Annotated in this window: 21 protein-coding genes; 12 read left to right on the forward strand and 9 right to left on the reverse strand. The window is 73.2% G+C overall.

Annotation, left to right across the window (positions count from 1 at the left end):
- Positions 1-9: 9 nt before the first annotated feature.
- The 8 genes from AC0VYM_RS28355 (at position 10) to AC0VYM_RS28390 (ending at position 11,333) form a co-directional block, all read left to right on the forward strand.
- Positions 10-765 (forward strand): L,D-transpeptidase family protein, encoded by a 756-nt coding sequence (locus AC0VYM_RS28355; protein WP_475457247.1) that lies wholly within the window; start codon positions 10-12, stop codon positions 763-765.
- A 58-nt stretch (positions 766-823) separates the two neighbouring features.
- The gene (locus tag AC0VYM_RS28360; protein ID WP_475457249.1) at positions 824-1,561 is read left to right on the forward strand and encodes a hypothetical protein; all 738 of its coding nucleotides are present in this window, start codon (positions 824-826) and stop codon (positions 1,559-1,561) included.
- 435 nt (positions 1,562-1,996) lie between these two features.
- Positions 1,997-2,458, forward strand: coding sequence for a hypothetical protein (locus AC0VYM_RS28365; RefSeq protein ID WP_475457251.1), 462 nt, complete (start codon positions 1,997-1,999; stop codon positions 2,456-2,458).
- 409 nt (positions 2,459-2,867) lie between these two features.
- Entirely contained in the window at positions 2,868-3,395 is a 528-nt protein-coding gene (locus tag AC0VYM_RS28370) for a PadR family transcriptional regulator (RefSeq protein WP_475457253.1), read from the forward strand.
- The gene (locus AC0VYM_RS28375; RefSeq protein WP_475457255.1) at positions 3,392-4,120 is read left to right on the forward strand and encodes an ABC transporter ATP-binding protein; all 729 of its coding nucleotides are present in this window, start codon (positions 3,392-3,394) and stop codon (positions 4,118-4,120) included. Before AC0VYM_RS28370 ends, AC0VYM_RS28375 begins: the two co-directional genes overlap by 4 nt.
- Positions 4,117-6,498 carry an FtsX-like permease family protein gene (locus tag AC0VYM_RS28380; protein ID WP_475457257.1) on the forward strand — a complete coding sequence of 794 codons (2,382 nt, stop codon included), beginning with the start codon at positions 4,117-4,119 and terminating at the stop codon, positions 6,496-6,498. Before AC0VYM_RS28375 ends, AC0VYM_RS28380 begins: the two co-directional genes overlap by 4 nt.
- 91 nt (positions 6,499-6,589) lie before the next feature.
- Positions 6,590-9,439, forward strand: coding sequence for a DEAD/DEAH box helicase family protein (locus AC0VYM_RS28385; protein WP_475457259.1), 2,850 nt, complete (start codon positions 6,590-6,592; stop codon positions 9,437-9,439).
- A gap of 205 nt (positions 9,440-9,644) precedes the next feature.
- Positions 9,645-11,333: a choice-of-anchor I family protein gene (locus tag AC0VYM_RS28390; RefSeq protein ID WP_475457261.1), complete on the forward strand. Its 1,689-nt coding sequence runs from the start codon at positions 9,645-9,647 to the stop codon at positions 11,331-11,333.
- Positions 11,334-11,394: 61 nt separating this feature from the next.
- On the opposite strand, the gene AC0VYM_RS28395 is transcribed toward AC0VYM_RS28390, so the two are convergent.
- Positions 11,395-11,709, reverse strand: a complete 315-nt coding sequence (locus tag AC0VYM_RS28395; protein ID WP_475457263.1) for an ArsR/SmtB family transcription factor — start codon at positions 11,707-11,709, stop codon at positions 11,395-11,397.
- Positions 11,710-11,873: 164 nt separating this feature from the next.
- On the opposite strand from AC0VYM_RS28395, the gene AC0VYM_RS28400 reads away from it, so the two are divergent.
- From AC0VYM_RS28400 to AC0VYM_RS28415, 4 genes are read left to right on the forward strand one after another with little or no spacing between them, the layout of a single operon-like run.
- Complete coding sequence (locus AC0VYM_RS28400) at positions 11,874-13,481, forward strand: ABC transporter substrate-binding protein (protein WP_475457265.1); 1,608 nt, start codon at positions 11,874-11,876, stop codon at positions 13,479-13,481.
- The gene (locus AC0VYM_RS28405; RefSeq protein WP_475457267.1) at positions 13,478-14,506 is read left to right on the forward strand and encodes an ABC transporter permease; all 1,029 of its coding nucleotides are present in this window, start codon (positions 13,478-13,480) and stop codon (positions 14,504-14,506) included. The genes AC0VYM_RS28400 and AC0VYM_RS28405 overlap by 4 nt, the downstream gene beginning before the upstream one ends.
- Complete coding sequence (locus tag AC0VYM_RS28410; protein ID WP_475457269.1) at positions 14,499-16,265, forward strand: dipeptide/oligopeptide/nickel ABC transporter permease/ATP-binding protein; 1,767 nt, start codon at positions 14,499-14,501, stop codon at positions 16,263-16,265. Before AC0VYM_RS28405 ends, AC0VYM_RS28410 begins: the two co-directional genes overlap by 8 nt.
- The gene (locus AC0VYM_RS28415) at positions 16,249-16,896 is read left to right on the forward strand and encodes an ABC transporter ATP-binding protein (RefSeq protein ID WP_475457271.1); all 648 of its coding nucleotides are present in this window, start codon (positions 16,249-16,251) and stop codon (positions 16,894-16,896) included. The genes AC0VYM_RS28410 and AC0VYM_RS28415 overlap by 17 nt, the downstream gene beginning before the upstream one ends.
- A 292-nt stretch (positions 16,897-17,188) precedes the next feature.
- Here AC0VYM_RS28415 and AC0VYM_RS28420 read toward each other — a convergent pair whose 3' ends face one another.
- The 8 genes from AC0VYM_RS28420 to entS form a co-directional block, all read right to left on the reverse strand.
- Positions 17,189-17,959: an urease accessory protein UreD gene (locus tag AC0VYM_RS28420; protein WP_475457273.1), complete on the reverse strand. Its 771-nt coding sequence runs from the start codon at positions 17,957-17,959 to the stop codon at positions 17,189-17,191.
- Entirely contained in the window at positions 17,956-18,654 is a 699-nt protein-coding gene (gene ureG, locus AC0VYM_RS28425; protein WP_475463284.1) for an urease accessory protein UreG, read from the reverse strand. The genes AC0VYM_RS28420 and ureG overlap by 4 nt, the downstream gene beginning before the upstream one ends.
- A gap of 46 nt (positions 18,655-18,700) precedes the next feature.
- Entirely contained in the window at positions 18,701-19,411 is a 711-nt protein-coding gene (locus AC0VYM_RS28430) for an urease accessory protein UreF (RefSeq protein ID WP_475457275.1), read from the reverse strand.
- An 8-nt stretch (positions 19,412-19,419) separates the two neighbouring features.
- The gene (locus tag AC0VYM_RS28435; RefSeq protein ID WP_475457277.1) at positions 19,420-21,129 is read right to left on the reverse strand and encodes an urease subunit alpha; all 1,710 of its coding nucleotides are present in this window, start codon (positions 21,127-21,129) and stop codon (positions 19,420-19,422) included.
- Positions 21,126-21,638, reverse strand: a complete 513-nt coding sequence (gene ureB, locus AC0VYM_RS28440) for an urease subunit beta (RefSeq protein ID WP_475457279.1) — start codon at positions 21,636-21,638, stop codon at positions 21,126-21,128. Before ureB ends, AC0VYM_RS28435 begins: the two co-directional genes overlap by 4 nt.
- The gene (locus AC0VYM_RS28445; protein ID WP_475457281.1) at positions 21,635-22,009 is read right to left on the reverse strand and encodes an urease subunit gamma; all 375 of its coding nucleotides are present in this window, start codon (positions 22,007-22,009) and stop codon (positions 21,635-21,637) included. The genes ureB and AC0VYM_RS28445 overlap by 4 nt, the downstream gene beginning before the upstream one ends.
- A 704-nt stretch (positions 22,010-22,713) precedes the next feature.
- Entirely contained in the window at positions 22,714-23,160 is a 447-nt protein-coding gene (locus AC0VYM_RS28450; protein WP_475457283.1) for a Clp protease N-terminal domain-containing protein, read from the reverse strand.
- A 77-nt stretch (positions 23,161-23,237) separates the two neighbouring features.
- Positions 23,238-24,515: an enterobactin transporter EntS gene (entS, locus tag AC0VYM_RS28455; RefSeq protein WP_475457285.1), complete on the reverse strand. Its 1,278-nt coding sequence runs from the start codon at positions 24,513-24,515 to the stop codon at positions 23,238-23,240.
- Between the last annotated feature and the right edge of the window lie 85 nt (positions 24,516-24,600).

Consider the following 24,600-nt stretch of genomic DNA (forward strand, 5'->3'; position numbering starts at 1 on the left):
ATGGAACCTATGGTTTCCCCCCGATCACACCTCGCAAGGAACACCCTCCGCACTACGACACTCACCCTCGGGGCGGCCTGCGCCCTGGCGGTGGGCTCGGCGCTGTTGGCCGCACCGGCGCACGCCGTCCCGACGACCCCCGCCGCGGCGTCCTCCCCCGTGGGAGTGACCTCGGACCTGCGCACGGGTGACTCCGGCGCCCAGGTGAACGCCCTCCAGGAGAGACTGTCCGCGCTCGGCTACTGGATCGACGGTGTGGACGGCGAGTTCGGCCCGCACACCGAGCAGGCCGTGATCGCGCTCCAGAAGGCCGCCGGGATCGACCGCGACGGGATCGTCGGCCCCGCCACCCGCACCGCGCTCGAAGAGGGCACGGTGCCCTCCGCCACGAGCGCGGGCACGGCGGTGGAGATCGACCTCGAACGCCAGCTGCTGCTGGTGGTCGTCGACGGCGCGGTCGAGAAGGTGATCCACACGTCCACCGGCTCCGGCCAGCCCTACGAGGGTTCGGACGGCTCCGAGCGGATCGCCACCACGCCCACGGGCGAGTACTCGGTCTTCCGTGACGTCGACGCCTGGGACCCGGGCCCCTACGGGGCGCTCTACCGTCCCAAGTACTTCAACGGCGGCATCGCCGTACACGGGTACCCCAGCGTCCCGGCCCAGCCCGCCTCCAAGGGTTGCGCCCGCGTGAGCCTGGCCGCCATGGACTGGCTGTGGGAGCAGGGGCACCTGGACGTCTACACCACCGTGGTCGTGCGCTGACCGAACCCCCTCCCCCTCCTCCCGTGTCGGTGCGCCCGTCGCGGGTAGGAGGGGGCTCGTGCCCTTCCTCATCGCCACCGCCCCGGGACGCCCCGACCGTCCGAACGAGGACTTCGCCGCCGCGACCGCCACGGTCGCGGTGCTGCTCGACGGGGTGAGCGCCCCCACCGACCTGGACGACGGCTGCTCGCACGGGGTCGCCTGGCACACCCGGCGCCTGGGTTCGCTGCTGCTCGCGGGGCTGGACGCGGGCGCCGCCCCGCGCGACGCGCTGGCGGAGGCGGTCACCGCCGTGTCGTCCCTGCACGAGGGGACCTGCGACCTCGGCGTCCGGGAGACGCCCTCGGCCACGGTGGTGGCGGCCCGCGTCGGGGCGGACCGACTGGAGTACCTGGTGCTGTCGGACTCCGTGCTGCTCACCGAGGGGGACGGCGGGGTCCGGTTGATCGCGGACACCCGGCTGGACGACCTGCGGCCCCGGGTGGGGGACGTCCGCGCCTGGCGCAACGTCCCCGGCGGCTTCTGGACGGCGGGCGCCGACCCCCGCGCCGCCGAGGAGGCCGTGGTCGGCACGGCTCCCCTGGGCCCCTTCCTCGCGATGACCGACGGTGCGAGCCGGGCCGTGGAGGTGTTCGGGGACCTGTCCTGGGAGGGCGCGTTCGATCTGGTCCGGCACCGCGGCCCCGGGTCCCTGGTGCGCCGGGTCCGGGAGCTGGAGGCCGCTGATCCCACCCGTCAGCGGTTCCCACGGGGCAAGGTACGGGACGACGCCACCGCACTCTGGTGGACCCCCTGACCCTCGCCGGGTTATGGACACCCGAAAATCAGAGGTTTCGGGCGCCGAATCTGACGAAAAAGAAAGATCATTTCCCAGTGGAACCCAAGTGAACTGGGAGAAGAATGTTCCCGGCATTGCTGACGTTTACATTGGGACCAACGATCACCGGGAATCCGTTTTCTGAGAGAACTTCCCAACAGAACACGGTGCCGCGAGGCCGTCACCTCGAAAAAGAGACGTACGCCTCCCGCGGACGCGGACACCAGGCGCTTTCGCGTTTCGCCTTCTTCAGGTAGATTCCCTGCAACCGGCCGGTCAGCGTTCCCGCCACAACGCTCCCTCTCAGACGGTCGGCTCTCTCAGATCCCCCCTTGTCCGTACCCGTGACCCACGGGTACTGGAGAGTCCTCCCATGACACAGGCCGTCACCCCGACCGCCGAAAAGGAGACCGTGTGAGTGTCCCGGGCCTCCTCGAACCGACCGGACCCAACCGCACACCACACCGGGACGGTTGGCTGGACCACGTGCCCTCCGAACCCATGAGCCTCCCCGTCGATCCCGTCGAGAGCGTGCGCCCCGAAGCCGAGCGGCGCCCCAACCCCATGGACGCGCGGACCCCCGCCGAGTTCCTCCTCACCATGCGCCGCTACCTCGCCTGGGCGGGCGGCTGGTCGTACCTGGAACTGGAGTACAAGTGCGGGGGCGTGGTCAGCGCCGCCAAGTTCCAGCGCGCGCTGGAGGGCACGGACCTGCCCGGGTACGTGTTCCTGATGGCCTTCGTCACCGCCTGCGTGGGCACCGACGAGGGCGAACGCCTCCGCTGGGCCACCTCCTGGCACCGCCTGCGCCGTGCCGCCCGCGCGGACGAGGACGCCAAGCGCGTCGCGAGACCGGACGAGCAGCACCAGCACTGACCGGACGGACGGCTCCCCCGGCAGCGACCCGCGTCGTGAGCCGGGCCGGGAGCTCCTGTCCGCGCGCCCGAACCGGTGACGCCCGACCGCGCCGCGCTCACCCGGAACTCCTCCGATCCACGGAATCCCGGCGTCACCGCGCGCCCCGTCCCGGGCCGCCGCCTGGGCGACACCGCCCATAGGTGATCCACCCGGCCAGGCCAGGCTCCGTCCCGCCGACCGGAACCCGCACCCCTGCCTCCCGACCGCCTCCGGACGATCCGAGCGGGGCCAGCCGACGCCGACCCGAGTCGGCGCCCCCGCCGACGGCCCTCTGACGCCCGAGGCCCCCGCCCCCGGGGCGCCCCCGAGCGTGCGGGCGCTCCGGGCTCTATACACATCGCGTATACATCGTGTGTATAGTCAACGCATGTCACTCGGCCAGACCCTCCTGGGGCTGCTGGAAACCCGCCCCCAGCACGGATACGACCTGAAGCGCGCCTACGACGAGCGCTTCGCCACCAAACGACCCCTGGCCTACGGGCAGGTCTACGCGACCCTCTCCCGGCTTCTCAAGAACGGGCTCGTGGAGGTGGACACCGTCGAGCCCGGCGCCGGCCCCGAACGCAAGCGGTACACCGTGACCGAGGCCGGGGTCACCGACGTGGAGCAGTGGCTCTCCCACCCGGAGACCCCCGAGCCCTACCTCCACAGCACCCTGTACACCAAGGTCGTGCTGGCCCTCCTCACGGGCCGACCGGCCGACGGGGTACTCGACGTCCAACGCGCCGAGCACCTGCGCCAGATGCGCGAGCTCACCCGCCGGAAGACGAACGGCGACCTCTCCGACCAGCTCATCTGCGACCACGCCCTGTTCCACCTCGAAGCCGACCTGCGCTGGCTGGAACTGACCGCGGCCCGACTGAACGACCTCGCCGGGGAGGTCCGCGGACGATGACCCGACCCACCCCCCGAACCCTGCCCGACCAGCTCCCCGAGGAGCCCGGGAAACCCCTGCTCGCGGCCTCGGGACTGCGCAAGTCCTTCGGCCTCACCCAGGCGTTGACGGACGCGTCCCTGAGCCTGTACCCCGGCGAGATCGTCGCGATCATGGGCCCCTCCGGTTCCGGGAAGTCCACCCTCCTGCACTGCCTGGCCGGTGTGGTGCGACCCGACGAAGGCAGGATCGAGTACGACGGGCAGGACCTGGTCGACACCTCGGACACCCGGCTCAGTGCCCTGCGACGCTCCGAGTTCGGCTTCCTCTTCCAGTTCGGACAGCTCGTCCCCGAACTCTCCTGTCTGGAGAACGTCGCCCTCCCGCTCCGGCTGGGCGGGCACTCCCGCCGCCGGGCCGAACGCACGGCGGCGGAGTGGCTGGACCGGCTGGACGTCGGTGAACTCGCGCGCAAGACCCCGGGCGAGTGCTCGGGCGGGGAGGGACAACGGGTCGCGGTGGCCCGGGCCCTCATCACCGGCCCCCGCGTGGTGTTCGCCGACGAGCCCACCGGCGCCCTCGACTCCCTGAACGGGGAACGGGTGATCCGGATGCTCACGGACGCCGCCCGGGAGAGCGGGTCCGCCGTCGTCGTGGTGACGCACGAACCCCGAGTGGCCGCCTACGCGGACCGCGAGGTCGTGTGCCGGGACGGCCGCACCCGTAACGTCGGAGGACCGGAATGAGCCCGCGTGGGGGCTCCGAGGACGGGACCGGCGCGGACCGGGTCCGCTCGTCCCTGCCCAAGGACCTCTGGTTGGGCGCGCAGCTCTCCCTGCGCGGCGGGCGGGAGGTGGTCCTCCGATCCGTGCTGACGGCGATCGGGGTGGGCGTGGCCACCGCCGCCCTGCTCCTGGCCGCTTCCCTGCCGACCATCCTGGACAACCTGGCCGAGCGGGCCGCGGATCGCGTGGACTACCAGGCGGCACCCCATCCGGAGCCCCCCGCCGGTGACGACACGCTGCTGGTCGGTCTCGCTGGCACCGAGTACGACGGGCGGGAGATCCACGGGCGGGTGCTGCGGGCCGAGGGTTCCGACCCCCCGCTCCCACCGGGGGTGGCCGAGATCCCCGGCCACGGCGAGATCGTGCTCTCCCCCGCCCTGGCCGAGGTCCTTGACGGCCCCGGGGCGAAGGCCCTCCGACAGGGGTTCGACCACCACACCGTCGTCGGGGAGATCGGGCCCGAGGGCCTCATGGGCCCTGGCGAGCTCGCCTTCTACCTCGGCAGCGACGACCTGTCCCTGGAGAACGCGGGGGTCCGCATCACCGAGTTCGGCGGCGAACAACGGGCCGTCCTGGCGGGACCGATCGTCCTGCTGCTCGGCGTGGTGGGCGTGGTCGTCATGCTCACCCCGGTCGTGGTGTTCCTGAGCGCGGCCGTGCGCTTCGGCGGCGAACAGCGCGACCGCCGCCTGGCCGCACTGCGACTCATGGGTGCCGACCGCAGGGCCACCCGGTGTGTCGCGGCCGGTGAGACCCTTCCGGGGGTCGCGCTCGGTCTGGCTCTCGGGGTGGGGTTCTTCCTTCTGGGACGCCCGGTCGTGGAGTCGGTGCCGGTGTCCTCCGGGCTCTTCACCTCCGACGTGACACCGCAGCCCCTGCTCGGGTTCCTGGTCCTGGTCGGGGTTCCGCTGCTGTCCCTGTGGGTGGTGCTCGCTTCCCTGAAGGGCGTGGTGGTCGAACCGCTCGGCACCGTCCGGCGAGCCGAACGGCAGCGGCCCAGGCTGTGGTGGCGTCTGCTGCTGCTCGTCCTCGGCTTCGTACTCATCGTCCTGAGCGCGAACCCCGAACTGACCGGGCGTCTCGGCCTGACCGGGGGCACGTGGTTCCCCCTGGTGTCGATCGGGCTCCTGGCCGCCCTGTTCGGTACGACCGCCGTGCTGCCCTGGGTGGTGAACCGCCTCTTCGGCCGTGCCTCGGGCGGACCCCTCTCACTCCAGCTGGCCCTGCGCCGTCTGGGTGCGGCGGGCGGTGGTCCCACACGCGCCGTCAGCGGGATCGTGGTGACCGTCGCCGGTGCCATCGCGTTGCAGAGCCTGTTCGCCAACGCCTGGGCCGAGTCGACGATGGAACGGGCGGAGACCCGCGCGCAGGCGTACACGGAGGACGCGTTCGGGGCGGCCGGGTTCCAGGTCCAGGCGGAGCTGATGATGCCGCCGACCGACGACGACCCCGCCGACGCCGTGTCGGGGGTCCCCGGAGTGGAGGAGGCCGTGACCTTCAGCAGGGTGTGGGGCGTCGACGACAGCGGCTCCGACGTCGTGGTGTACGTCGCCGGCTGCGCCGCCCTCCGGCAGATGGCCGACCTGCCGGAGTGCTCCCCCGGGGACGCCTTCAGCGGGGTGCCGGAGTTGGCGGCCGGTGACACGGTCATGGTCCGGCCCAGGGACGAGAGGGCCGAGAGCGCGTGGACGGTGCCCCGGCTCACCGGGTTCGAGGGGCCGCTGGTCGAACACCCGTGGAGCGGGATGGGGCTGACGGCGGCCGACGTCGTCCTGGCCACCCCGGAGGCCGCCGCGGTGCCCGAGGAGATCGCCACCCGGAGTACGGTCTGGATCCGCGTCGACCCGTCCGTCCCCGAGATGGAGGAGGAGCTCAGGTTCGCGGCCGTGGCTCTGGACCCGACGTCACACGTGGGCTTTCCCATGCTCAGCGCCACCTACTCGGGCATGGTCAACATACGTGACGCGCTCATCGCCGGTGCCCTGGCGAGTCTGGCGGTCATCGCCGCCGGGCTGGTGGTGGGCACGGTCGAGCAGGTCCGCGAACGCAGGCGAGTGCACGCGGTCCTCACCGCCTTCGGCACACGGCGGAGCACACTGGTGGCGTCGGTGCTGTGGCAGACCACGCTGCCCGTGCTCCTGGGCGTCACGCTGGCCGCGACCGTCGGGACCGCACTCGGCCTCCTGGTGCAACGGCTGGCGGGGATCCCCCCGGCCTTCATCCCGACGGACACCCTGGTCATCGTCGGCGCGGGCATGGGGGTGGCGTTCCTGACCACCCTGCTGGCGATCCCCGCGCTGCTGCGCACCATGCGCCCGGAGGGGCTGCGTTCGGAGTGAGGGGCGCGGTGGGTCCGCCCGAGACGGCGGGCCCACCGTCCGACTCGGTCCCGCCACCGGCGCACCGGACCGCCCTGGCTAGGCTGGCGGGATGTCGGAGACCGGGGGACCGCCACGGGACGCGGCACCGCTGAGCGGCGCCGCCTGGCCCGGTGAGCTGCGCCCCTACCAGCGCGAGGCGCTCGCGGAGGTGGACCGGCGCTGGACGGACGGCGCCCGGCGGACCTGGGTCGTGCTCCCGCCCGGGTCCGGCAAGACCCTCGTCGGGTTGGAGGCCGCCCGACGTCTGGGCCGCCGGACCGTGGTCCTGGTCCCCAACACCGCCATCCAGGGGCAGTGGATCCGGCACTGGGAGGGGTTCGCCCGCCCCGAGGGGTGCTCCGCCGGGAGCGGCCGGGACCTCGGGCACGCCGTCAACGTGCTCACCTACCAGTCGCTGGCCGTCTTCGACCCCGACGCCGAGACCGACGAGGAGGGGCGTTCGGCCACCCCCGTCCGCGACCGGCTGCACGCGAACGGGCGGGCCCTGGTGGACGCCCTGCACGGCGCCGGTCCGCTCACGCTCCTGCTGGACGAGTGCCACCACCTCCTCCAGGTGTGGGGACGGCTGCTCTCCGAGATCCTCGACGAACTCCCCGACACCCGGGTGGTCGGGCTGACCGGGACCCCCGCCGCGAGCCTCACCGCGACGGAGCGGGACCTGGTCGACCGTCTCTTCGGCCCGCCCGTGACCGGCGCGTCCATCCCCGCGCTGGTGCGGGACGGGTACCTGGCCCCCTTCGCCGAACTCGTGCACGTCACCGAGCCCACCCTGACCGAAGACGAGTACCTGGCCGGACAGGCGGCGAGGTTCGAGGAGATGTGCACGGACCTGTTCGCCCCCGGGTTCGCGACCACCGACTTCCTGCCCTGGCTGGACGCGCGCTTCGTCACCCGGGACACCCGGGAGGGCGGCCGGGTGGGGTGGGGCGATCTGGCCGTCCGGGAACCGGAGCTCACCGACGCCGTGCTGCGCCTGCACCACCGGGGGCTGGTGGCCCTGCCCGAGGGGGCGAGGGTCCACGAACGGCACCGGCACCCTCCGCGGGCCGAGGACTGGACGGCGCTGATCGGTGACTACGCCAGGAACTGCCTGGACGACTCCGCGCGGGACAGGGAGGCCCGCGAGCGGATCCGCGCCGCCCTGCCGTCCGTGGGCCACCACCTCACCCGCAACGGCGTTCGCCGCGGCACCTCCCCCGTGGACCGGGTCCTGGCCCGCAGCGCCGCGAAGTCCCTGGCCACGGTGGAGATCCTCGCCGCGGAGAGGGACGCCCTCGGTCCCCGGCTGCGGGCGCTGGTCCTGTGCGACCACGAACGCGCCTCCGCCCGCGCCCCCGCCGCGCTCCGGGGTGTACTCCCCGACGACGCCGGTTCGGCCTGGCTCCAGGTGAGCCAGCTCGCCGCCGACCCGCGCACCTCCGCGCTGGATCCGGTCCTGGTCACCGGCCGCACCGTGGCGACCGGACCCGGCACCGGCGCGGCGCTCCTGGAGTTCGCCCGGGCCGAGCTGCCCGGGGTGGAGCTGGCCCTCCGCGAGACCGGCGGCCTGCACTCGGTGGAGGGCTCCTGGACCTCACGCACGTGGGTGGGCGTCGTGACGCGGTTCCTGGAGTCCGGCGGCTGCCAGGTCCTGGTGGGGACACGGGCACTGCTCGGTGAGGGGTGGGACGCGCGCGGCGTGAACACCGTGGTGGACCTGACCACCGCCACCACTCCCACGGCGGTGGTGCAGAGCCGGGGGCGGGCGCTGCGCCTCGACCCGGAGTGGCCGGAGAAGGTGGCGCACACCTGGTCGGTGGTGTGCGTGAGCCGGGGGCACCCGCGCGGCGCGGCCGACTGGAGCAGGTTCGTGCGCAAGCACGAGGGCTATCTGGGGGTGGGCGCCGACGGCGAGGTGATGAGCGGGGTCGCGCACGTGGACCCGGAGCTGTCCCCGTACGACCCGCCCGAGGACCCGGCGCGCGTCAACCGCCGGATGGCCGGGCGCGCGGCCGACCGCGAGGGCACCCGGGCACGGTGGCGTCTGGGCGCGGGCTACGCGGACCTGGTGCTGCCCACGCTCCGGGTGCACACGGGGCGGGCGGTACCGGCGGAGACTGCGGAGGCGGGCCTGGACCTGGCACTTCCCGGACCACCCGAGGTGCTGGTGGGGGATCAGGTGATCCATCCGGAGCCGGTCGACACACCGCCCGCCCGGCACCTGGTGCCCACCCTCGTCCTGGGGGCCGCCGCCGCGCTCTGCCTGGTGTTCGCGTCCCTCGGACTCGGGTCGCTCGGAATCGGGCCGCTCGCCGTGGCCGCCGGGTTCGGCCTGGCGGCCCTGGTCCACTGGTGGCGCGACACCCGCCGGATCCGCCGGGAGACCCTGCGCAGGCAGCGGGAGGCCGCTCGCGTCCGCGCGTTGGCCCGCGAACCGGTGGGGACCTCGCGGTACGCGTGCGCGGTGGCCGACGCGCTGCGCTGGGCGGGCCGCTCGGCCACCGGCGCCGAGGGGGTCCGCGTCCACGTGGACACCGACGGCGTGTACCGGTTCACGCTCACCGACCCGGGTTCGGCGGAGCTGTTCACCGAGTCACTGGACGAGACCCTGGGGCCGTTGGTGGGCGACCTGCGCTACCTGGTCCCCCGGCACGTCCTCGTCGACCAGGAGGGGGCCGGGACCGGAGACGGTTCCGGGGTGACGCCGACGGACACGACCGTGCCGGTGTTCCACGCGGTGCCCTCCGCCCTGGCCCGCAACCGGAAGGGCGCGCTCGCGTTCGAGCGGGCGTGGCGTCGGTGGGTCTCCCAGGGCTCGGTGGTGCACACCCGCTCCGAGGAGGGGCGGGTCCTGCTCGCCGCCCACTTCGGCGCCTCCCCCCTGGAGGTGACCACGGCCCGCCGCCTCACCTGGGAGTGAGACCGGCGGTTCCGGGAGCGGGTCGGGAAACGGGTCGGGAAACGGGTCGGGGAGCTGGTCGGGGCGGGTCAGGAGGCCGGTCGAACCCCCGAACCACGGGTTTCATCCCCAGGACACCGGCCGTTCGGCGCGGGATCGCCCTCCCCTGGTTGGCTCGGCACGGACGCGACCGGCGTCCGCCTCCCCCGAACCTCCAGGAAACAGCATGCGCAGATCCCTCACCGCCTCGGCCGTCCTGGCCTTCGGCCTCACCCTGGCCGCCCCCGTCCACGCCGACGAGGCGCCCTCGTACGGGGCTCCCGAGGCGACCGGGGCCGTCAAGCTGTCCGCGTTGGGCACCTATCACGCCGACGTCTTCGACGCCTCGGGCGCGGAGATCGTCGCCCACGACCCGCGCACCCAGCGCCTGTTCGTGGTCAACGCGGCCGCCGCCGTGGTGGAGGTCCTGGACGTGTCCGACCCCGAGCGGCCCGAGAAGCTCTTCGACCTGGAGACCGCCGGTGTCCGGGCGGCCGACGGGTCCGTGGTGGAGCGGGGCGGGGCGGCCAACTCCGTGGCGGTGCACGGGAACGTGGTGGCCGTGGCCGTGGAGGCCGCCGACCGCACCGACGACGGATGGGTGGTCCTCTTCGACACCGAGGGCAGGTCCGTGAACGCCCTGCGGGTCGGCGCGCTGCCGGACATGCTGACCTTCACCCCCGAGGGCCGCACCCTGCTGGTGGCCAACGAGGGGGAGCCGAACGACGACGTCACGGTCGACCCCGAGGGCTCCGTGAGCGTCGTCCCCGTGAACCGCAGGCCGGCCGCGCTCACCCAGGACGACGTGCGCACCGCCGACTTCCGCGCCTGGGACGAGGGCCGCGAGCTCCACCCGGACGTGCGCGTGTACGGCCCGGACCTGTCCACCGGCGAGGCCGGGACCCCCGGGCGGGTGGCGCGCAACCTGGAACCCGAGTACATCGTGGCCGACACCAACCACAGCGCCCACGTGGTGCTCCAGGAGGCCAACGCCTTCGCCGTCCTGGACCTGCGCCGGGCGGAGATCACCGACATCGTCCCCTTCGGCACCAAGGACCACATGGAGCCCGGGAACGAGCTGGACGCGTCCGACCGCGACGGAGCGATCACCATCGCCAACTGGCCGGTCCAGGGCGTGTACCAGCCCGACGGCTTCGACAGCTACCGGTGGCGCGGACAGACCCTGCTGGTCACCGCCAACGAGGGCGACGCCCGCGACTGGGACGGCTACTCGGAGGAGACCCGGGTGAAGAACCTGGACCTGTGCGAGGACGCCCCGCGCGTCCGGGAGTTCCTGGAGGACAACGACCGGGGGATCGAGACCGTCGAGGAACTGACCGCCGACCACAACCTGGGGCGGCTCTCGGTCAGCACCGCCGAGGGTCTGCGCGAGGACGGCTCCTGCCACGAGGAGATCCACTCGTTCGGCGGCCGGTCCTTCTCGATCTTCGGCGCGGACGGCGAGCAGCTGTTCGACTCCGGTTCCGACTTCGAGCGGATCACCGCCGAGGCCGCGCCGGAGTTCTTCAACTCCAACCACCGCGAGAACAACTTCGACGGCCGCAGCGACGACAAGGGCCCCGAGCCCGAGGGGGTCGTGCTGGGCCAGGTGCAGGGCCGCACCTACGCGTTCGTGGGCCTGGAACGCGTGGGCGGGGTGATGGTCTACGACGTCACGGACCCGCGCGACGTGACCTTCACCCAGTACCTCAACAACCGCGACCTCGGCGCCGACCCGGCCAGCCGTGAGGCCGGGGACCTGGGCGCGGAGGGGCTGACCTTCATCAGCGCCGGTGACTCCCCGATTCCGGGCGTCCCGGTGCTGGTCGTGGCCAACGAGGTGTCCGGCACCACCACGCTGTTCCGGATCGACTAGGAGACAGCGTGGGGGGACGCCGTCGGGGCGGGTGCGTGAGGCACCCGCCCCGACGGCGTTCTCAGTGTTCGGCGCCCATCAGGTGCAGCAGGGAGTGCACCGTGGTGTCGACGAGCGTGTAGCGCACCGTGCGCCCGTCGCGTTCGTCCTGGACCCAGCCCTGGAGGCGCAGGGTTCTCAGCGCCTGGGAGGCGGCGACGTCGGTGATCCCGGCCATCGCGGCGAGCTCCCCGACCGAGGCCTTCGCCGGGCCCGCGTGGTGCATGGCGGCCAGCAGACGCAGGCGTGTCGGGTCTCCGAGCAGGCGGAAGCGATCCGCCCAGGCTCCGATGTCGATCTTGGGCTCCGAGGGGAACCGGTCGCTGTGGGAGGTCATCGGGTCCATTATCCCCGATCGCGGGCCCGAGGGGTGACCGTCGTCTCCGGTTCGGGGGCCCGGGTCGAACCGGTGGCCGACGGGAATGACCAATACCTTATCATCTGATCAGATGGTCAACCTTTCGCCATCGAAAGACCACGACTCCCACAAGGAAGAACTGAATGAACGGAACCGTCCCGACACGCGCCCTCCTCGCGACCGCTCTCGCCCCGACCCTCCTCCTGACCGCCTGCACCGGCTCCACCGAGGCCGACGCCACGGGCACACCGAACCGCATCGTCCTGGCCGACGCCCAGACCGTCGGTGAGTTCGACCCCGTGAACGGCTACGGCGAACTCGGCGTCTCCCCGATCTTCGAGGGCCTCCTGCGCCCCGAGTCCTCCGGTGACGACACACTCCCCGAACTCGTCCCCGCCCTCGCCGCCTCCGCTCCCGAACCCAACGACGACAACACCGTCTGGGACGTGGAGCTGCGCACGGACGTCACCTTCTCCGACGGCTCCGCCCTCGACGCCGAGGACGTGGTGGCCACCTACTCGGCCGTGATCGACCCCGACACCGCGTCGGAGGTCGCCGGTTCCTACTCGATGATCGAGTCGGTCACCGCCGTCGACGACCACAACGTGCGCTTCACCCTGAACTACCCCTACTACGCCATGCCCGCGCGGCTCACCCTCGGCATCACCCCCTCCGAGGAGATCACCCCGGGCCCCGCAGCGGACTCCGAGCGCAACCGCGCACCGGTCGGCACCGGCCCCTACGTGCTGTCCGACCTCAGCGCCGACCAGGCCGTGTTCGAGGTCAACCCCGAGTACCACGGCACCGCGCCCGAGGTCACCGAACTGGTCATCCTCTCGGTGCCCGACGACAACACCCGCGCCCAGCGCATGCGGGCGGGCAACATCGACGGAACGGTGCTCCCCCCGGTCACCGCCGAGACCTTCGCGGACGTCGACGGCTCCGAGGTCCTGCCCGTGCGCACCGCCGAGTGGCGCGGCCTCTCCCTTCCCTCGGACAACCCCTTCACCGCCGACCCCGACGCCCGGCTCGCGATGAACCTCGGTGTGGACCGCGACGGGGTCGTGGAGAACGTGCTCGCCGGCCACGGCCGCCCCGCCCACACCCCGGTCCCCGACGTCTACGGCGCGGCGCACGACCCGGAGGCCGTCTTCGAGTACGACCCCGACGCCGCCGCCGACCTCCTGGACCAGGCCGGGTGGGAGGAGGGCCCGGACGGCGTCCGCGTCCGCGACGGCGACCGCGCCGCGTTCACCCTGTACTACCTCGCCTCGGACAACCTGCGCCGTGACCTGGCCACGGCCTTCGCCGCCGAGATGCTGCCGCTGGGGATCGAGGTGGACATCCAGGGCGCCTCCTGGGACGAGATGGGTGAGAACTCCACCGAGGCGGGCATCCTGCTCGGCGGCGGCGACAAGCCCTACGACCTGGACACCCAGGTGTACGCCACCCTGCACACCCGCGAGGCCGACACCCCCACCTACGAGAACCCGGGCGACTTCGCCATCCCGGGCGTCGACGAGGACCTGGAGGAGGCCCGCCGGACCCTCGACCCCGACGAGCGCGTCGAGGCCTACCAGCGGATCCAGCGGGCCTACGTCGAGAACCCCACGTACGTGTTCATGGCGTTCGTCGACCACACCTACATCGCCGCCGAGGACGACTGGGACCGCGGCCCGCTCGTACTCGAACCCCACGCCCACGGGGTCTCCTGGGGTCCGTGGTGGAACCTCTCCGAGTGGCGTCGATGAGTTCCTCCCCCGTCCGCCGGGCCCGGTCGCACCGGACCCGGTGGCGGGACCGCCGCCGCGAGCTGGCGGGACTGGTGGCGCGCCGCGTCGCCGTCGGGCTCCCGATGCTCGTGGGACTGAGCGCGCTGGTGTTCCTGCTGGCCGCGCGCTCCCCCTTCAACCCGCTCGCCGCCTACCTGGGGGCGGGCTACCAGCGGACCACCGCCGAGCAGCGGGAGTCCCTCGGCACCGCGCTGGGGTTCGACGTCCCCTGGTGGCGGGCCTGGTGGTCCTGGGCCTCCGACCTGCTCCAAGGGGACCTCGGCTGGTCCCGGGGGTACACGATGCCGGTCTCCGAGGTGTTCGCCGAACGCCTTCCGTGGACCCTGCTGCTCTCCGGCACCGCCCTGGCCGTGGCCGTGCTGTCGGCCCTGGTGTGGGGCACGGTCGCCGGGCTCCGGCCCGGCTCGTGGTCGGACCGGGTCGTCACCCGTGTCGGCGTGCTGGTGCAGGCGGTGCCCCCGTTCGTCCTCGCCCTGGGCTCGGTCACCGTGTTCGCGGTGATCCTGCGCTGGGCCCCGGTGGCGGGGGCCGCCGCCCCCGGTGAGGCCCCCACGTTCGGCGGCGTGGTGACCCACCTCGTGCTGCCCGCCTGCACTCTCGCCCTGACCCAGCTCCCGTGGCTGCTGCTGGCGGTGCGCACCGCCGTGGCCCGCGCCCGCGGGTCGGAACCGGTCCGCGCCGCACGGGCGCGCGGGCTCTCCCCCGCCAAGGTGGTGACCGGGCACGTGCTGCCGGTCTCGCTCGCCCCTCTCGTGACGATCGTGGGGGCGCGGCTGCCCGAACTCGTCGTGGGCGCGGTGCTGGTGGAGGAGATCTTCGCGTGGCCGGGGATCGCCGCCGCGCTGGTCGCCTCGGCGCAGTCGCTCGACTTCCCGCTGCTGGCCGCCCTCACGCTGGCCACCACCGCCGTGGTGCTGCTCGGCTCGTTGCTGGCCGACGCCGCCTACCTGTTCCTGGACCCGAGGGTGAGCGCCGATGTCTGAGCCGAAGTCCGCGACCACCGCGCCGACCGCGCGGCCCCGCCGACGCCGCACCGTCCGGTTCCTTCCCGTCGCGACCCTGGCCGTCCTCGTCGCCTACGCCGTCCTGGTCCCCTGGTGGGCCGGGGCGCAGACGGCCGACTTCGCCCGGGCGCTGCTGCCCCCCGGCCCCGGGCAGTGGTTCGGTACCGACCACTCGGGCTACGACCTGTTCGTGCGCTCCGCCGAGGGGCTGCGGGTGTCCCTGCTGGTGGCGCTGGTCTGCGCCGTGGTCGCCACGGTGCTGGGGGTGGCCGTCGGCGCGGTCGCCGCCACCGCGGGCGGCCGGGTCGACCGGCTGCTCATGCGCACCACCGACGGGGTGAACGCCCTGCCCCACCTGCTGATCGGCGTCGTCATCGTCGCCCTCTACCCCGGGTCGCTGCCCGCGATCATCGCGTCGATCGCGCTCACCCACTGGCCGCAGATCGCCCGTGTGGTGCGCGCCGAGATGCTCTCGGTGCGCTCCTCGGAGTACGTCGAGGCCGCCTACCTGTGGGGGGCCTCCCGGGGTCAGGTGCTGTACCGGCACCTGCTGCCCGCCGCGCTCCCGCAGGCGGCGGTCGGCCTGGTGATGCTGGTCCCGCACGCCGTCTGGCACGAGTCCACGCTCAGCTTCCTGGGCCTGGGCCTCTCCCCCGACGAGGCCAGCCTGGGCACCCTGCTGGAGGTCGCGCGCGGCGACGTGTTCACCGGGGCGTGGTGGACACTGGCGGCCCCCGCCGGGGTGCTCGTGGCCACCACGCTCTCGGTGGCCGGGCTGACCCGCGCGCTGGACGGCGGCCGGTCCGGTCGGCGGCGCGGCCGTGGCCCGGACCCGCTGCCGGTCACCGTGCCACCGGACGAACCGGCCGACACCGTCCAGGCCCTGGTCCGGGTGCGGTCCCTGACCCTGCGGCTGCCCACCGGCGACGGCCGCTGGGTGCACGCCGCCACGGAGCTCGACCTCGACCTGCGGGCGGGTGAACTGACCGCGCTGGTCGGGGAGTCCGGGTCCGGGAAGTCCACGCTGGCCTCGGCCCTGTGCGGGCTGTCGCCCGCCGGGACCCGCTCCTCCGGGAGCGTGCTGGTGGACGGCCGGGAGGTGCTCGGCGCCGAGGAACGCGTCTGGCGCGCGCTCCGGGGGCGCACGATCGGGCTGGCCGCGCAGTCCGGGGCCGGGACCTTCACGCCGGTGCGCCGGGTGGGGCCGCAGATCGCGGAGGTGGTCTCCGCCCTGGGCACCGAGGAGTCGGTCCCCGACCTCCTGGAACGGGTCGGTCTGGAGGCCGACGCGGCGGAGCTGTTCCCCCACGAGCTGTCCGGCGGCATGGCCGTCCGGGCGGTGACGGCCGCCGCGCTCGCGGGTCGGCCCCGGGTGCTGCTGGCCGACGAGCCCACCGCCGGGCTGGACCCGGAGCTGGCCGCGCAGGTCCTGCACCTGCTGCGACGCGTGGCCGACTCCGGCACGGCGGTCCTGGTCATCACCCACGACCTCCAGATCCTGGAGACGACGCAGGTGGCCGACCACGTGGCGGTGATGTACGCGGGACGGATCGTGGAACGCGGACCCGCCCGACGGGTGCTGTCCGAACCCGGGCACCCCTACAGCAGGGCGCTGATGGCGGCGCTGCCCGCGCACGGGCTGCACCCGCTGCCGGGGCTGCCTCCGGAACTCACGGACCCGCCCGCCGACCCTTCCCTCACCGACCGGACGGGAGAGACCGATGTCGTTGGTAGCTGACAGTGTGACCTGCCGCTACGGGGACCGGGTGGTCCTGCGGGGGGTGAGCCTGACCGTGCCACCCGGGCGCGTCCTGGGGCTGACCGGCCCGTCCGGCAGCGGCAAGTCGTCCCTGGCCCGGATCCTCACCGGCCTGCGCCCACCCGACGCGGGCACCGTGGTGGCCGACGGCCTGCCGCCCTCCACCCGGCGGGGTCGGATGGACGGTCGTCTGGGGCTGCTGCACCAGTCCCCCGGGTCCGCCACGGACCCGAGGATGCCGCTGCGGCGGATCATCGCGGAACCGTTCTCCGCCCGGGGCCGCTCGCGGGCGGCGGAGACGGCCGACCGGACCGCCGAGCTGGCGCGCCGGGTGGGGCTGACCCCGGACCTGCTCGACCGGTACCCCGACCAGGTCTCCGCCGGTCAGCTGCAACGGGCCTGCGTGGCCCGGGCGCTGGCCGCCGCCCCCGCGTACCTGGTCTGCGACGAGCCGACCGCCATGCTCGACGCCGCCTCCACGGCGACCGTCGCGCACCTGCTGTCCGGACTCGCCGCCGAAGGGGTCGGCGTCCTCGCGATCAGCCACGACCACGCGCTGTTGAGGGCCTGGGCCGACGAGGTCGTGGACATCGGGGACCTGGCCAACTGAGCGGAGGGGCGGGCCCGTCCGCCGAACGGCCCACCGACCGACCAGGTGACGGAGGGGCTGGACCGGTGGACGGCCGCGGATGCGGTTGCCCGCCCGCCACCGGCCCGGGGTTCCACCCCGACCTGTCGCCTCACCGGCCGACCGGGCCCTGACCAGGGGTGACCGGTTAAGTGGGCGACCGAGCGACCAGCTGACGCTCCCGTCAGGCCACGCCCCCGACCGGACACGGCGAAGGGCCGGGGGACACTCCCCGGCCCCGCGTGGTCCGTGCACTTCGTGGGCCGTGCGGCCCTCAGGCGAACACGTCCTCCGTCGCGCCCTCGTACCCGACCCGATCGGCGAACTCCGCCCGCCACCGCTCCCAGGAGTCAGCGACCTGCGCGTCCGCCTCGTGGGCGTGCTCCGCCACCGCCCGCGCCAGGGCGCCGGGCCCGTGCAGCAGGGTCTCCCGCACGCCCACCGACCGCTCCGGGCGGGCGCCGAGCAGGAAGGTCGAGCTCTGCACCCGGTTGCCGCCCATGACCCCGGGGGCCGTGGACAGCAGCGGATCCCGCAGGTCGAGGTCCTCCACCAGGAGGGCACGACCGTCGATCTCGGCCCGGGTGACCGAACGCAGCGGCCCCCCGGACGACTCGTAGCTGCGCCCCAGCACCAGGGTCTCGTGCACCAGCGCCCGACCGGAGCCGGACAGGCGCACCCGCGTGTGCCGGGTGATGTCCGCGCCCTGGGTCACCACGAACGGCGCGCCACGCCACACCAGGCACGCGCCGTCCGCCACGTTGAGGTCGGCCCGCCAGCTCGCGGCGCCTCCCCGGGCGTCGTAGGCGACCATCCCGGACGGCTCCACCAGCTCCAGCCACACGCCGGGCCCCACGGTGATCTCCATCCGCAGGTCGTCCCCGGCGAGCAGCAGCGCGTAGGTGCCCAGCAGGGCCACCCGCGCGGTGTCGCCGCGGACGCCCAGGGGTTGGGCCCGCAGGTAGGTTCCCCCCGCCAGGTCGGTCAGGCGTACCCGCCCGCCGACCCGTTCGACGGTCACGCGGGCCGCGACGGTCTCACTCATCCGTGCTCGTGGTTCCCGTCACCCTCGTGGGTGTGCGTGGTGCCGTCGGCGTGGGTGTGCGGGGCCATCGGGCCCGGGTCGCGCGGCACGTGGTTCCCGGCGCGGTAGTCGGCCAGCACCTGGTGCACCCACCCGGCGAGGGCCTTGATGGAGACGTCGTCGTGCTGGCTCAGCGCCAGCACCGGAAGACCGCCGCGGGAGCTGGAGGCGTCGGCCACCATCTGCTCCGCGTCCACGCCCACGTGCGGGGCGAGGTCGGTCTTGTTCACCACGAGCAGGTCGGCGCGCTCGATGCCGGGCCCGCCCTTGCGGGCCACGTCGCCGCCGCCGGCCACGTCCAGGCAGAAGATCTGGGCGTCGGCCAGAGCGGGGCTGAACGTGGCGGTGAGGTTGTCGCCGCCGCTCTCCACCACGACCAGGTCCAGCGGGGCGAACTCCGCCTCCAGGTCCTCCACGGCGAGCAGGTTGGGGGTGACGTCGTCACGGATGGCCGTGTGCGGGCAGGCGCCGGTCTCCACCGCGTGGATGCGCTCGATCGGCAGGACCCCGGCCGCGCGCAGCAGGCGGGCGTCCTCGTCGGTGTAGATGTCGTTGGTGACGACGGCCATGCTCAGCTCGTCGGCGAGCTCGCGGCACAGGGTCGCGATCAGCGTGCTCTTGCCGGTTCCGACCGGACCGGCCACGCCCAGGCGCATCGCGCGCCGGGTGCCGGTGGTGGAACCCGTGTTCGCTTCGGTCTGCTCAGGCAACGAAGATCCTCCTGGTCTTGAGTTGGTGTTCGAGGGACCACCCCTCGATCTGGGGTGCGGTACGTGCGGGAAGGTCGTCGGGCCCCCGGACCGCGAGCGCCTCCGCGACGGTCGCGGAGATCACCCCTTCGGCTCCGAGCACCCACCCGGCCGCGTCCACCGGGTCGACGGGTGCGAGTTTGAGCGCGGCGGAGGCCACCGTCTGGGCGTCGTCGTACAGACTCACCCGGGCGACCTCGGCCTCGTCGGCCCCCATGACGGCGGCCACCGCTCCGAGGGCGACCGGCCGTTGCGGGGCGCGCCCCAGCGTGCGCAGCGCCTTCACCGCCGGGTGCTCCGGCCACAGGCGGTCCGCGAGACGGACCAGCCCCCGGCCGAGCAGCCCCGAGATGTCCCGGAGCGGCGCGCTCGGTGAGCGGGCCAGCAGCGCCGCGTGCACGTCGGCCAGGGCCCCGGGGTCCACGCCGACCCCCTCGGGCCCGTCGGCGGTCGCGGCGGTGACGCCCCCGACCGCCCGGTGGGCGAGGACGGCGGCGGCCGCCTCCACCAGGCCCACCGTGCGCGTGCGGGCCGCGATGTACTCGGGGACGCGGTGCGGCGGGAGGCCGTCGAGCAGGGCGGGTTCGAGCCCGGCCGAGTAGGTGTGGCCGCCCACCGGCAGCCGGGCGTCGGCCAGCAGCAGTGTGCCCAGTCCAGTGCTCACACGGCGGCCTAGAACATCGAGTACCGCTGCGCGAGCGGTACCACGTCCACGGGCTGCGGCTTCACGAACTCACCGTTGATGCTGATCGCGAACGTCTCCGGGTCCACGTCGATCTTCGGCAGCGCGTTGTTGTTCGGCATGTCCGCCTTGGTGACGTCCCGCGTGGGACGCACGCCCACCAGCCTGCGCTGGAGCCCCAGGCGCTCGGCCAGACCGTCCTCGATCGCCATCGGGGACACGAAGCTCACCGCCAGGTCGGCGGCGGACGTGGGCTGCGCGGCCAGGGTCGGACGCAGCAGCACCGGCTGCGGGAGGGGGACCGCGCCGTTGGGGTCGCCCAGCGGAGCGGCGACGATCGCGCCGGCCTTGATCACCGCGGACGGCCGGATGCCGAAGAACGCGGGGTCCCACAGCACCAGGTCGGCCATCTTCCCGGGCTCGACGGAACCGATCACGTGGTCGACGCCGTGGGCCACCGCGGGGCAGATGGTGTACTTCGCGACGTACCGGCGGGCACGGGCGTTGTCGGCGGGCAGGTCCGAGGCGAGTCGGCCGTACCTGTTCTTCATCACGTGCGCCACCTGCCACGTGCGGCAGATCAGCTCACCGATCCGGCCCATCGCCTGGGCGTCCGTGGAGGTGATCGCGATCGCGCCCATGTCGAGCAGGACGTCCTCGGCCGCCATCGTGGAGGCGCGGATGCGCGAGTCGGCGAAGGCCAGGTCCTCCTGGACACGCGGGTTCAGGTGGTGCACCACCATGAGCATGTCCATGTGCTCGGCCACGGTGTTCACCGTGAACGGCAGGGTCGGGTTGGTGGAGGCGGGCAGGACGTTCGACTCACCGGCGGTGATGATGATGTCGGGCGCGTGGCCGCCGCCCGCGCCCTCGGAGTGGAACACGTGGATGCCGCGACCGCCGATCGCCTCCAGCGTGTGCTGGACGTAACCGGTCTCGTTGAGGGAGTCGGCGTGCAGCGCCACCTGGAGGCCGAACTCGTCGGCGCCGCGCAGGGCCGCGTCGATCGCCGCCGGGGTGGCGCCCCAGTCCTCGTGGACCTTGTAGCCGCCCGCCCCGGCCAGGGCGTCCTCGCGGAGCGCGTCGATGGAGACCGTGCTGCCCTTGCTGAACAGCAGGACGTTGAGCGGGAACTTGTCCAGGGCGCGGTGCATCGTCCGCAGCGCGTGCGCGCCCGGGGTGACCGTGGTGGCCTTGGAGCCCTCGGTGGGGCCGGTGCCGCCGCCGATCACCGTGGTCGTGCCGGTGGTCAGCGCCTCGTGCATCTCGATCTCGCTGAGGAAGTGCACGTGGGTGTCGATCGCCCCGGCGGTGAGGATCTTGCCCTCACCGGCGATGACGTCGGTGCCGGGGCCGATCAGCAGGTCCGGGTGTACCCCGTCCATGACGTCCGGGTTGCCGGCCTTGCCGATCGCGACGATGTCGCCGTCGCGGATGCCGACGTCGCCCCGGACGATCCCCCAGTGGTCCATGACGACCACGTTGGTGATCACCAGGTCGAGGGCGCCCTCGGAGCGCAGGGTCATGCCCTGACCCATCGACTCGCGGATGCTCTTGCCGCCGCCGAAGACGACCTCGTCACCGCCGACGGTGCGGTCCTCCTCGACCTCGATCCACAGGTCGGTGTCGCCCAGGCGGATCTGGTCCCCGACCGTGGGTCCGTACAGCTGCGCGTACTCACGGTGGTCGATGCGGCTCACGGCTGCTGCTCCTCAGTGTCCTCGGTCGCGTCTTCCTGGTCGCCCGGCAGGACCTCGGTGGGCACCACCTCGGCCGGGTCGCCGTCGTGCGCGTCGAGCTCACCGACGCGCATCGTCGTACCGGAGGCGCGCTCCGGTTCGGGGACCTCGACGCCGGGGGTGCCGAACGGGATGACCGGCCGCGGCACGCGTTCGCCGGTCTTGGGTTCCTTGCTCAGGTCCTGGATCTGGAGGCCGGGAACGTACCGTCGGCCGCCGAGGGCGACCAGTTCGACGGTGCGGCTCACGCCGGGTTCCAGACGGACCGAGGTGCCCGCGGGGGCGTCCAGCCGGAAGCCCTGGCACGCTTCGCGGTCGAAGCGCAGCGCGGGGTTGGCGTCCGGGAAGTGCAGGTGGGAGCCGATCTGGATGGCTCGGTCACCCGCGTTGACGACGACGAGGGTCAACCGTTCACGGTCGGCGTTCAGGTCCAGGGGCACGGCGCGGGTACGGATCTCACCGGGGATCATGGGGTCGCTCCCTGGACGGGACGGGTCAGCTCAGGGGACGGGTCGCCTCCGGGGAGGGGACGGGTCCGCGCCTGGATCGGCTCCGTGATGGTGACGAGCTTGCGCCCGTCGGGGAACGTGGCCTCGACCTGGACGTTCGGGATCATCTCGGAGACCCCGTCCATGACCTCCTCGCGGGAGAGCACGGTGCGCCCCTCCTGCATCAGCTCGGCCACTCTGGCACCTTCACGAGCCCGCTCGATCACCCAGCAGGACAGCAGCGCTACCGATTCCGGTTGGTTGAGCTTGACGCCCCTGGCCCGCCGGTCCCGGGCGATCATGCCCGCGACGGCCAGGAGAAGCTTCTCGGTATCGGAGGGAAGTAGATGCATGAACCACCTCTCAACGATTCGTTATGGGTTTGGTAGCAACACCAACCCATCTAGGTTTTAGCACGTGAGAGGCGTGTGGCAAGCCCCCACGAGCGCCGGGGAGGCATTCGCGGGCCATCGCTCCGGCCCCGGAAGCACTGTCGGACAAGGGGAAACACCCCCACACCATGTGCGACAAACACTGGTACATTTTTTGTGAGACGACCCCCTCCGCCCCGCTCTCACGGAGTGCTCGCGCCGCCTCCGAGGGAACACGCCCGCGTGTTTTCTCGGACGCGCCCGACGGGGTCGTTCGGCGTCCCCTCGGCCGACTCCGTCGTCGACGGCGGGGACCCGCGTGCCATGGCGCCGCCACGTGCCACCGCGTCGACCCCGTGGCCGGACCGACCGCGTCGGAGCCACCGGGCGTCCGCTCGTGCCGCGCGGAATCCTTTCGGGAGAACACACGACAGGACCCCTATTTCACGCGGATCAAGACACCGTTTCCCGCGCGTGAAGAAACCCCGGCGCGGATTCGGTGGAATCCGTGCCGGGGAGGGTCGCATTCCGGTTCCCTGTGTCGCCGCGAGCTCGCTGACCAGCACCGGAGCAGGAGTGGGCCGCCCAGGCGAGGGGCACCGACGCCCCCGTCCGGACACCGGCGGAATTCACCCGACAATGGCCGGGGGAACCGACCGCGTGATCATCTCCCTGGGGCCCGGGGGCTACCTCGCGCTCATCTCGGCGATCAGTTCCTCGACCCTTCCGCGCACCAGCTCGGGCTCGATTCCGAGCCCCCGGAGGACGGCCGGGGCCGTCGCCCGGTCCCGGTACAGGACGCCGAGCAGCAGGTGCTCCGTTCCGAAGTGGCCGTGGTCGAACCGCGCGTTCGCGTGGAAGGCGTACTTCAGGGCCGTGCGCGTCTCCCGGGAGAAACCCGGGTCGTCGTACGGCGGCCGCTTCCTCGGCCTGGTGACCCTGAGGACCTCCGCCTCGGTCGCCTCGTAGCTGGCCCCGAGCCCCCGCAGGGCCCGCGCGGCCATCCCCTCCTCCTCGTACACGAGGCCGAGCAGCAGGTGCTCGGGGCCCAACCGTCTGTGGTGGAAACGCACGGTCTCGGTCTGGGCGTGGACGACCACACGCTTCACGGTGTCGGTGAACTTGTCGATCACGGTCGGGGTTCCAGTATCGTTCGGAGGAGGATGAGGGTCCCATCCTCCCGCGTCTCCCGGAACCGGAAGCGGCCGGGCTACTGCTCGGACTGGACCCGGGAGACGGGTTCGGGTTCGGGTTCCGCGAGGACCCGGGCGGTACGGAGCCCGGCGAAGGCCACCGCGAGCGCCCCGACGCTGACGACGGTGAGCGCTCCCCCGGCCATCATCGCGCCTGCGGCGCCGATGACGGGGGCCAGGCCTCCGAGGGTGAGCGCCCCCGCCGAACTGCCGACGGTGGACTGCGCGGTCCACACCGAGTTGACGCGTCCGCGCAGGCGGTCCGGGGTGTGGGACTGGAGCAGCGCGTACCGCAGGATCTCCTCCACGACCTGCCCGAAGCCGAGGAAGACCAGGAACGCGAAGGCGACCGGGGCCCAGGTGCTCGCGCCGAGCCCCAGCACGGCCAGGCCGCAGAGGGCCACGGCGACGAGCAGGAGCGCGCCCGTGCGCCGGGCCCGTCCGGCCCAGCCGCTGGTCAGCGACCCGATGAGGGCGCCGATCGCGGGCGCGGTGTACAGGAGGCCGACCAGCGTGGGTCCGCCGCCGAGGACCTTGTCGGTGAACTCGTTGATGAGCACCTGGGGTGCGGCGAACAGCATCTGGGCCAGGCCCAGGAGCAGCAGGGGGCCGACGACGCGGTGCCGGAGCGCGAAGCCGCCTCCTTCGCGCAGGGCGTCCAGGACCGGCTGGGCGCGGCTCTCCTCCGGGGCCTCCAGCCGGGGCAGGCGCCACACCAGGACGGTGGTGAAGAGCGAGAGCAGCGCCGTGATGACGAAGTTCCCGCCCATCCCCAGAGCCGCGATGATCACCCCGCCGAGCGCGGGCGCCAGGACGGAGCCGAGTTCACCGTTGAGGGCGAGCAGGGCACCGGCGGCCGGAAGCCTGTCCCGCGGGACGAACCCGGGGGCGGCGGCCTGGAGGGCGACGGCGCTGAAGGAGCCGAGGAAGCCGTTGAAGGCGGCGACCGCGTAGATCACCCAGAGCCAGGGTTCGGCGGGCACGAGCGTGTTGACGGCCAGGGCCCCGAAGCCGACGACGGCGGAGGCCCGGCCGATGACGATGAGGCGCCGCCGGTCGCCCCGGTCCGCGAGCATGCCGCCGACCAGGGTGCCCGCGAGGACGCTCACCGCCGACGTGGTGTGGACGGTGGCCACGAGCAGCGAGGACCCGGTGAGCTCGTAGACCTGCATGGGCAGGGCCACCGCGGCGAACCCCAGCCCGAAGACGGAGACGAGTCGGGCGACGAAGACGATCCTGAACTCGCGGCTCAGGCGCAGGGGGCTGGTGTCGACCATCAGCTGGGAGAGCTTCACGGGGTCCTTCACGGGTGGGGCGGGCGGTGGTCCGCCCTCGGGTGTGCCGCCGTCCGGAGGCGGTGGGCCCCTCGTCCGGGAGAGG

The organism is Nocardiopsis sp. iso_237 (assembly GCF_056173345.1).

Bases quoted from the DNA above. Each gene is read 5' to 3' on its own strand.
- AC0VYM_RS28415 (WP_475457271.1), top strand. From the start codon at position 16,249: ATGTCGTTGGTAGCTGACAGTGTGACCTGCCGCTACGGGGACCGGGTG.
- AC0VYM_RS28400 (WP_475457265.1), top strand. From the start codon at position 11,874: ATGAACGGAACCGTCCCGACACGCGCCCTCCTCGCGACCGCTCTCGCC.
- AC0VYM_RS28375 (WP_475457255.1), top strand. From the start codon at position 3,392: ATGACCCGACCCACCCCCCGAACCCTGCCCGACCAGCTCCCCGAGGAG.
- ureB (WP_475457279.1), bottom strand. From the start codon at position 21,638: ATGATCCCCGGTGAGATCCGTACCCGCGCCGTGCCCCTGGACCTGAAC.
- AC0VYM_RS28405 (WP_475457267.1), top strand. From the start codon at position 13,478: ATGAGTTCCTCCCCCGTCCGCCGGGCCCGGTCGCACCGGACCCGGTGG.
- AC0VYM_RS28385 (WP_475457259.1), top strand. From the start codon at position 6,590: ATGTCGGAGACCGGGGGACCGCCACGGGACGCGGCACCGCTGAGCGGC.
- AC0VYM_RS28420 (WP_475457273.1), bottom strand. From the start codon at position 17,959: ATGAGTGAGACCGTCGCGGCCCGCGTGACCGTCGAACGGGTCGGCGGG.
- AC0VYM_RS28395 (WP_475457263.1), bottom strand. From the start codon at position 11,709: ATGACCTCCCACAGCGACCGGTTCCCCTCGGAGCCCAAGATCGACATC.
- AC0VYM_RS28370 (WP_475457253.1), top strand. From the start codon at position 2,868: ATGTCACTCGGCCAGACCCTCCTGGGGCTGCTGGAAACCCGCCCCCAG.
- AC0VYM_RS28410 (WP_475457269.1), top strand. From the start codon at position 14,499: ATGTCTGAGCCGAAGTCCGCGACCACCGCGCCGACCGCGCGGCCCCGC.
- AC0VYM_RS28380 (WP_475457257.1), top strand. From the start codon at position 4,117: ATGAGCCCGCGTGGGGGCTCCGAGGACGGGACCGGCGCGGACCGGGTC.
- AC0VYM_RS28445 (WP_475457281.1), bottom strand. From the start codon at position 22,009: ATGCATCTACTTCCCTCCGATACCGAGAAGCTTCTCCTGGCCGTCGCG.
- AC0VYM_RS28355 (WP_475457247.1), top strand. From the start codon at position 10: ATGGTTTCCCCCCGATCACACCTCGCAAGGAACACCCTCCGCACTACG.
- AC0VYM_RS28390 (WP_475457261.1), top strand. From the start codon at position 9,645: ATGCGCAGATCCCTCACCGCCTCGGCCGTCCTGGCCTTCGGCCTCACC.
- ureG (WP_475463284.1), bottom strand. From the start codon at position 18,654: ATGCGCCTGGGCGTGGCCGGTCCGGTCGGAACCGGCAAGAGCACGCTG.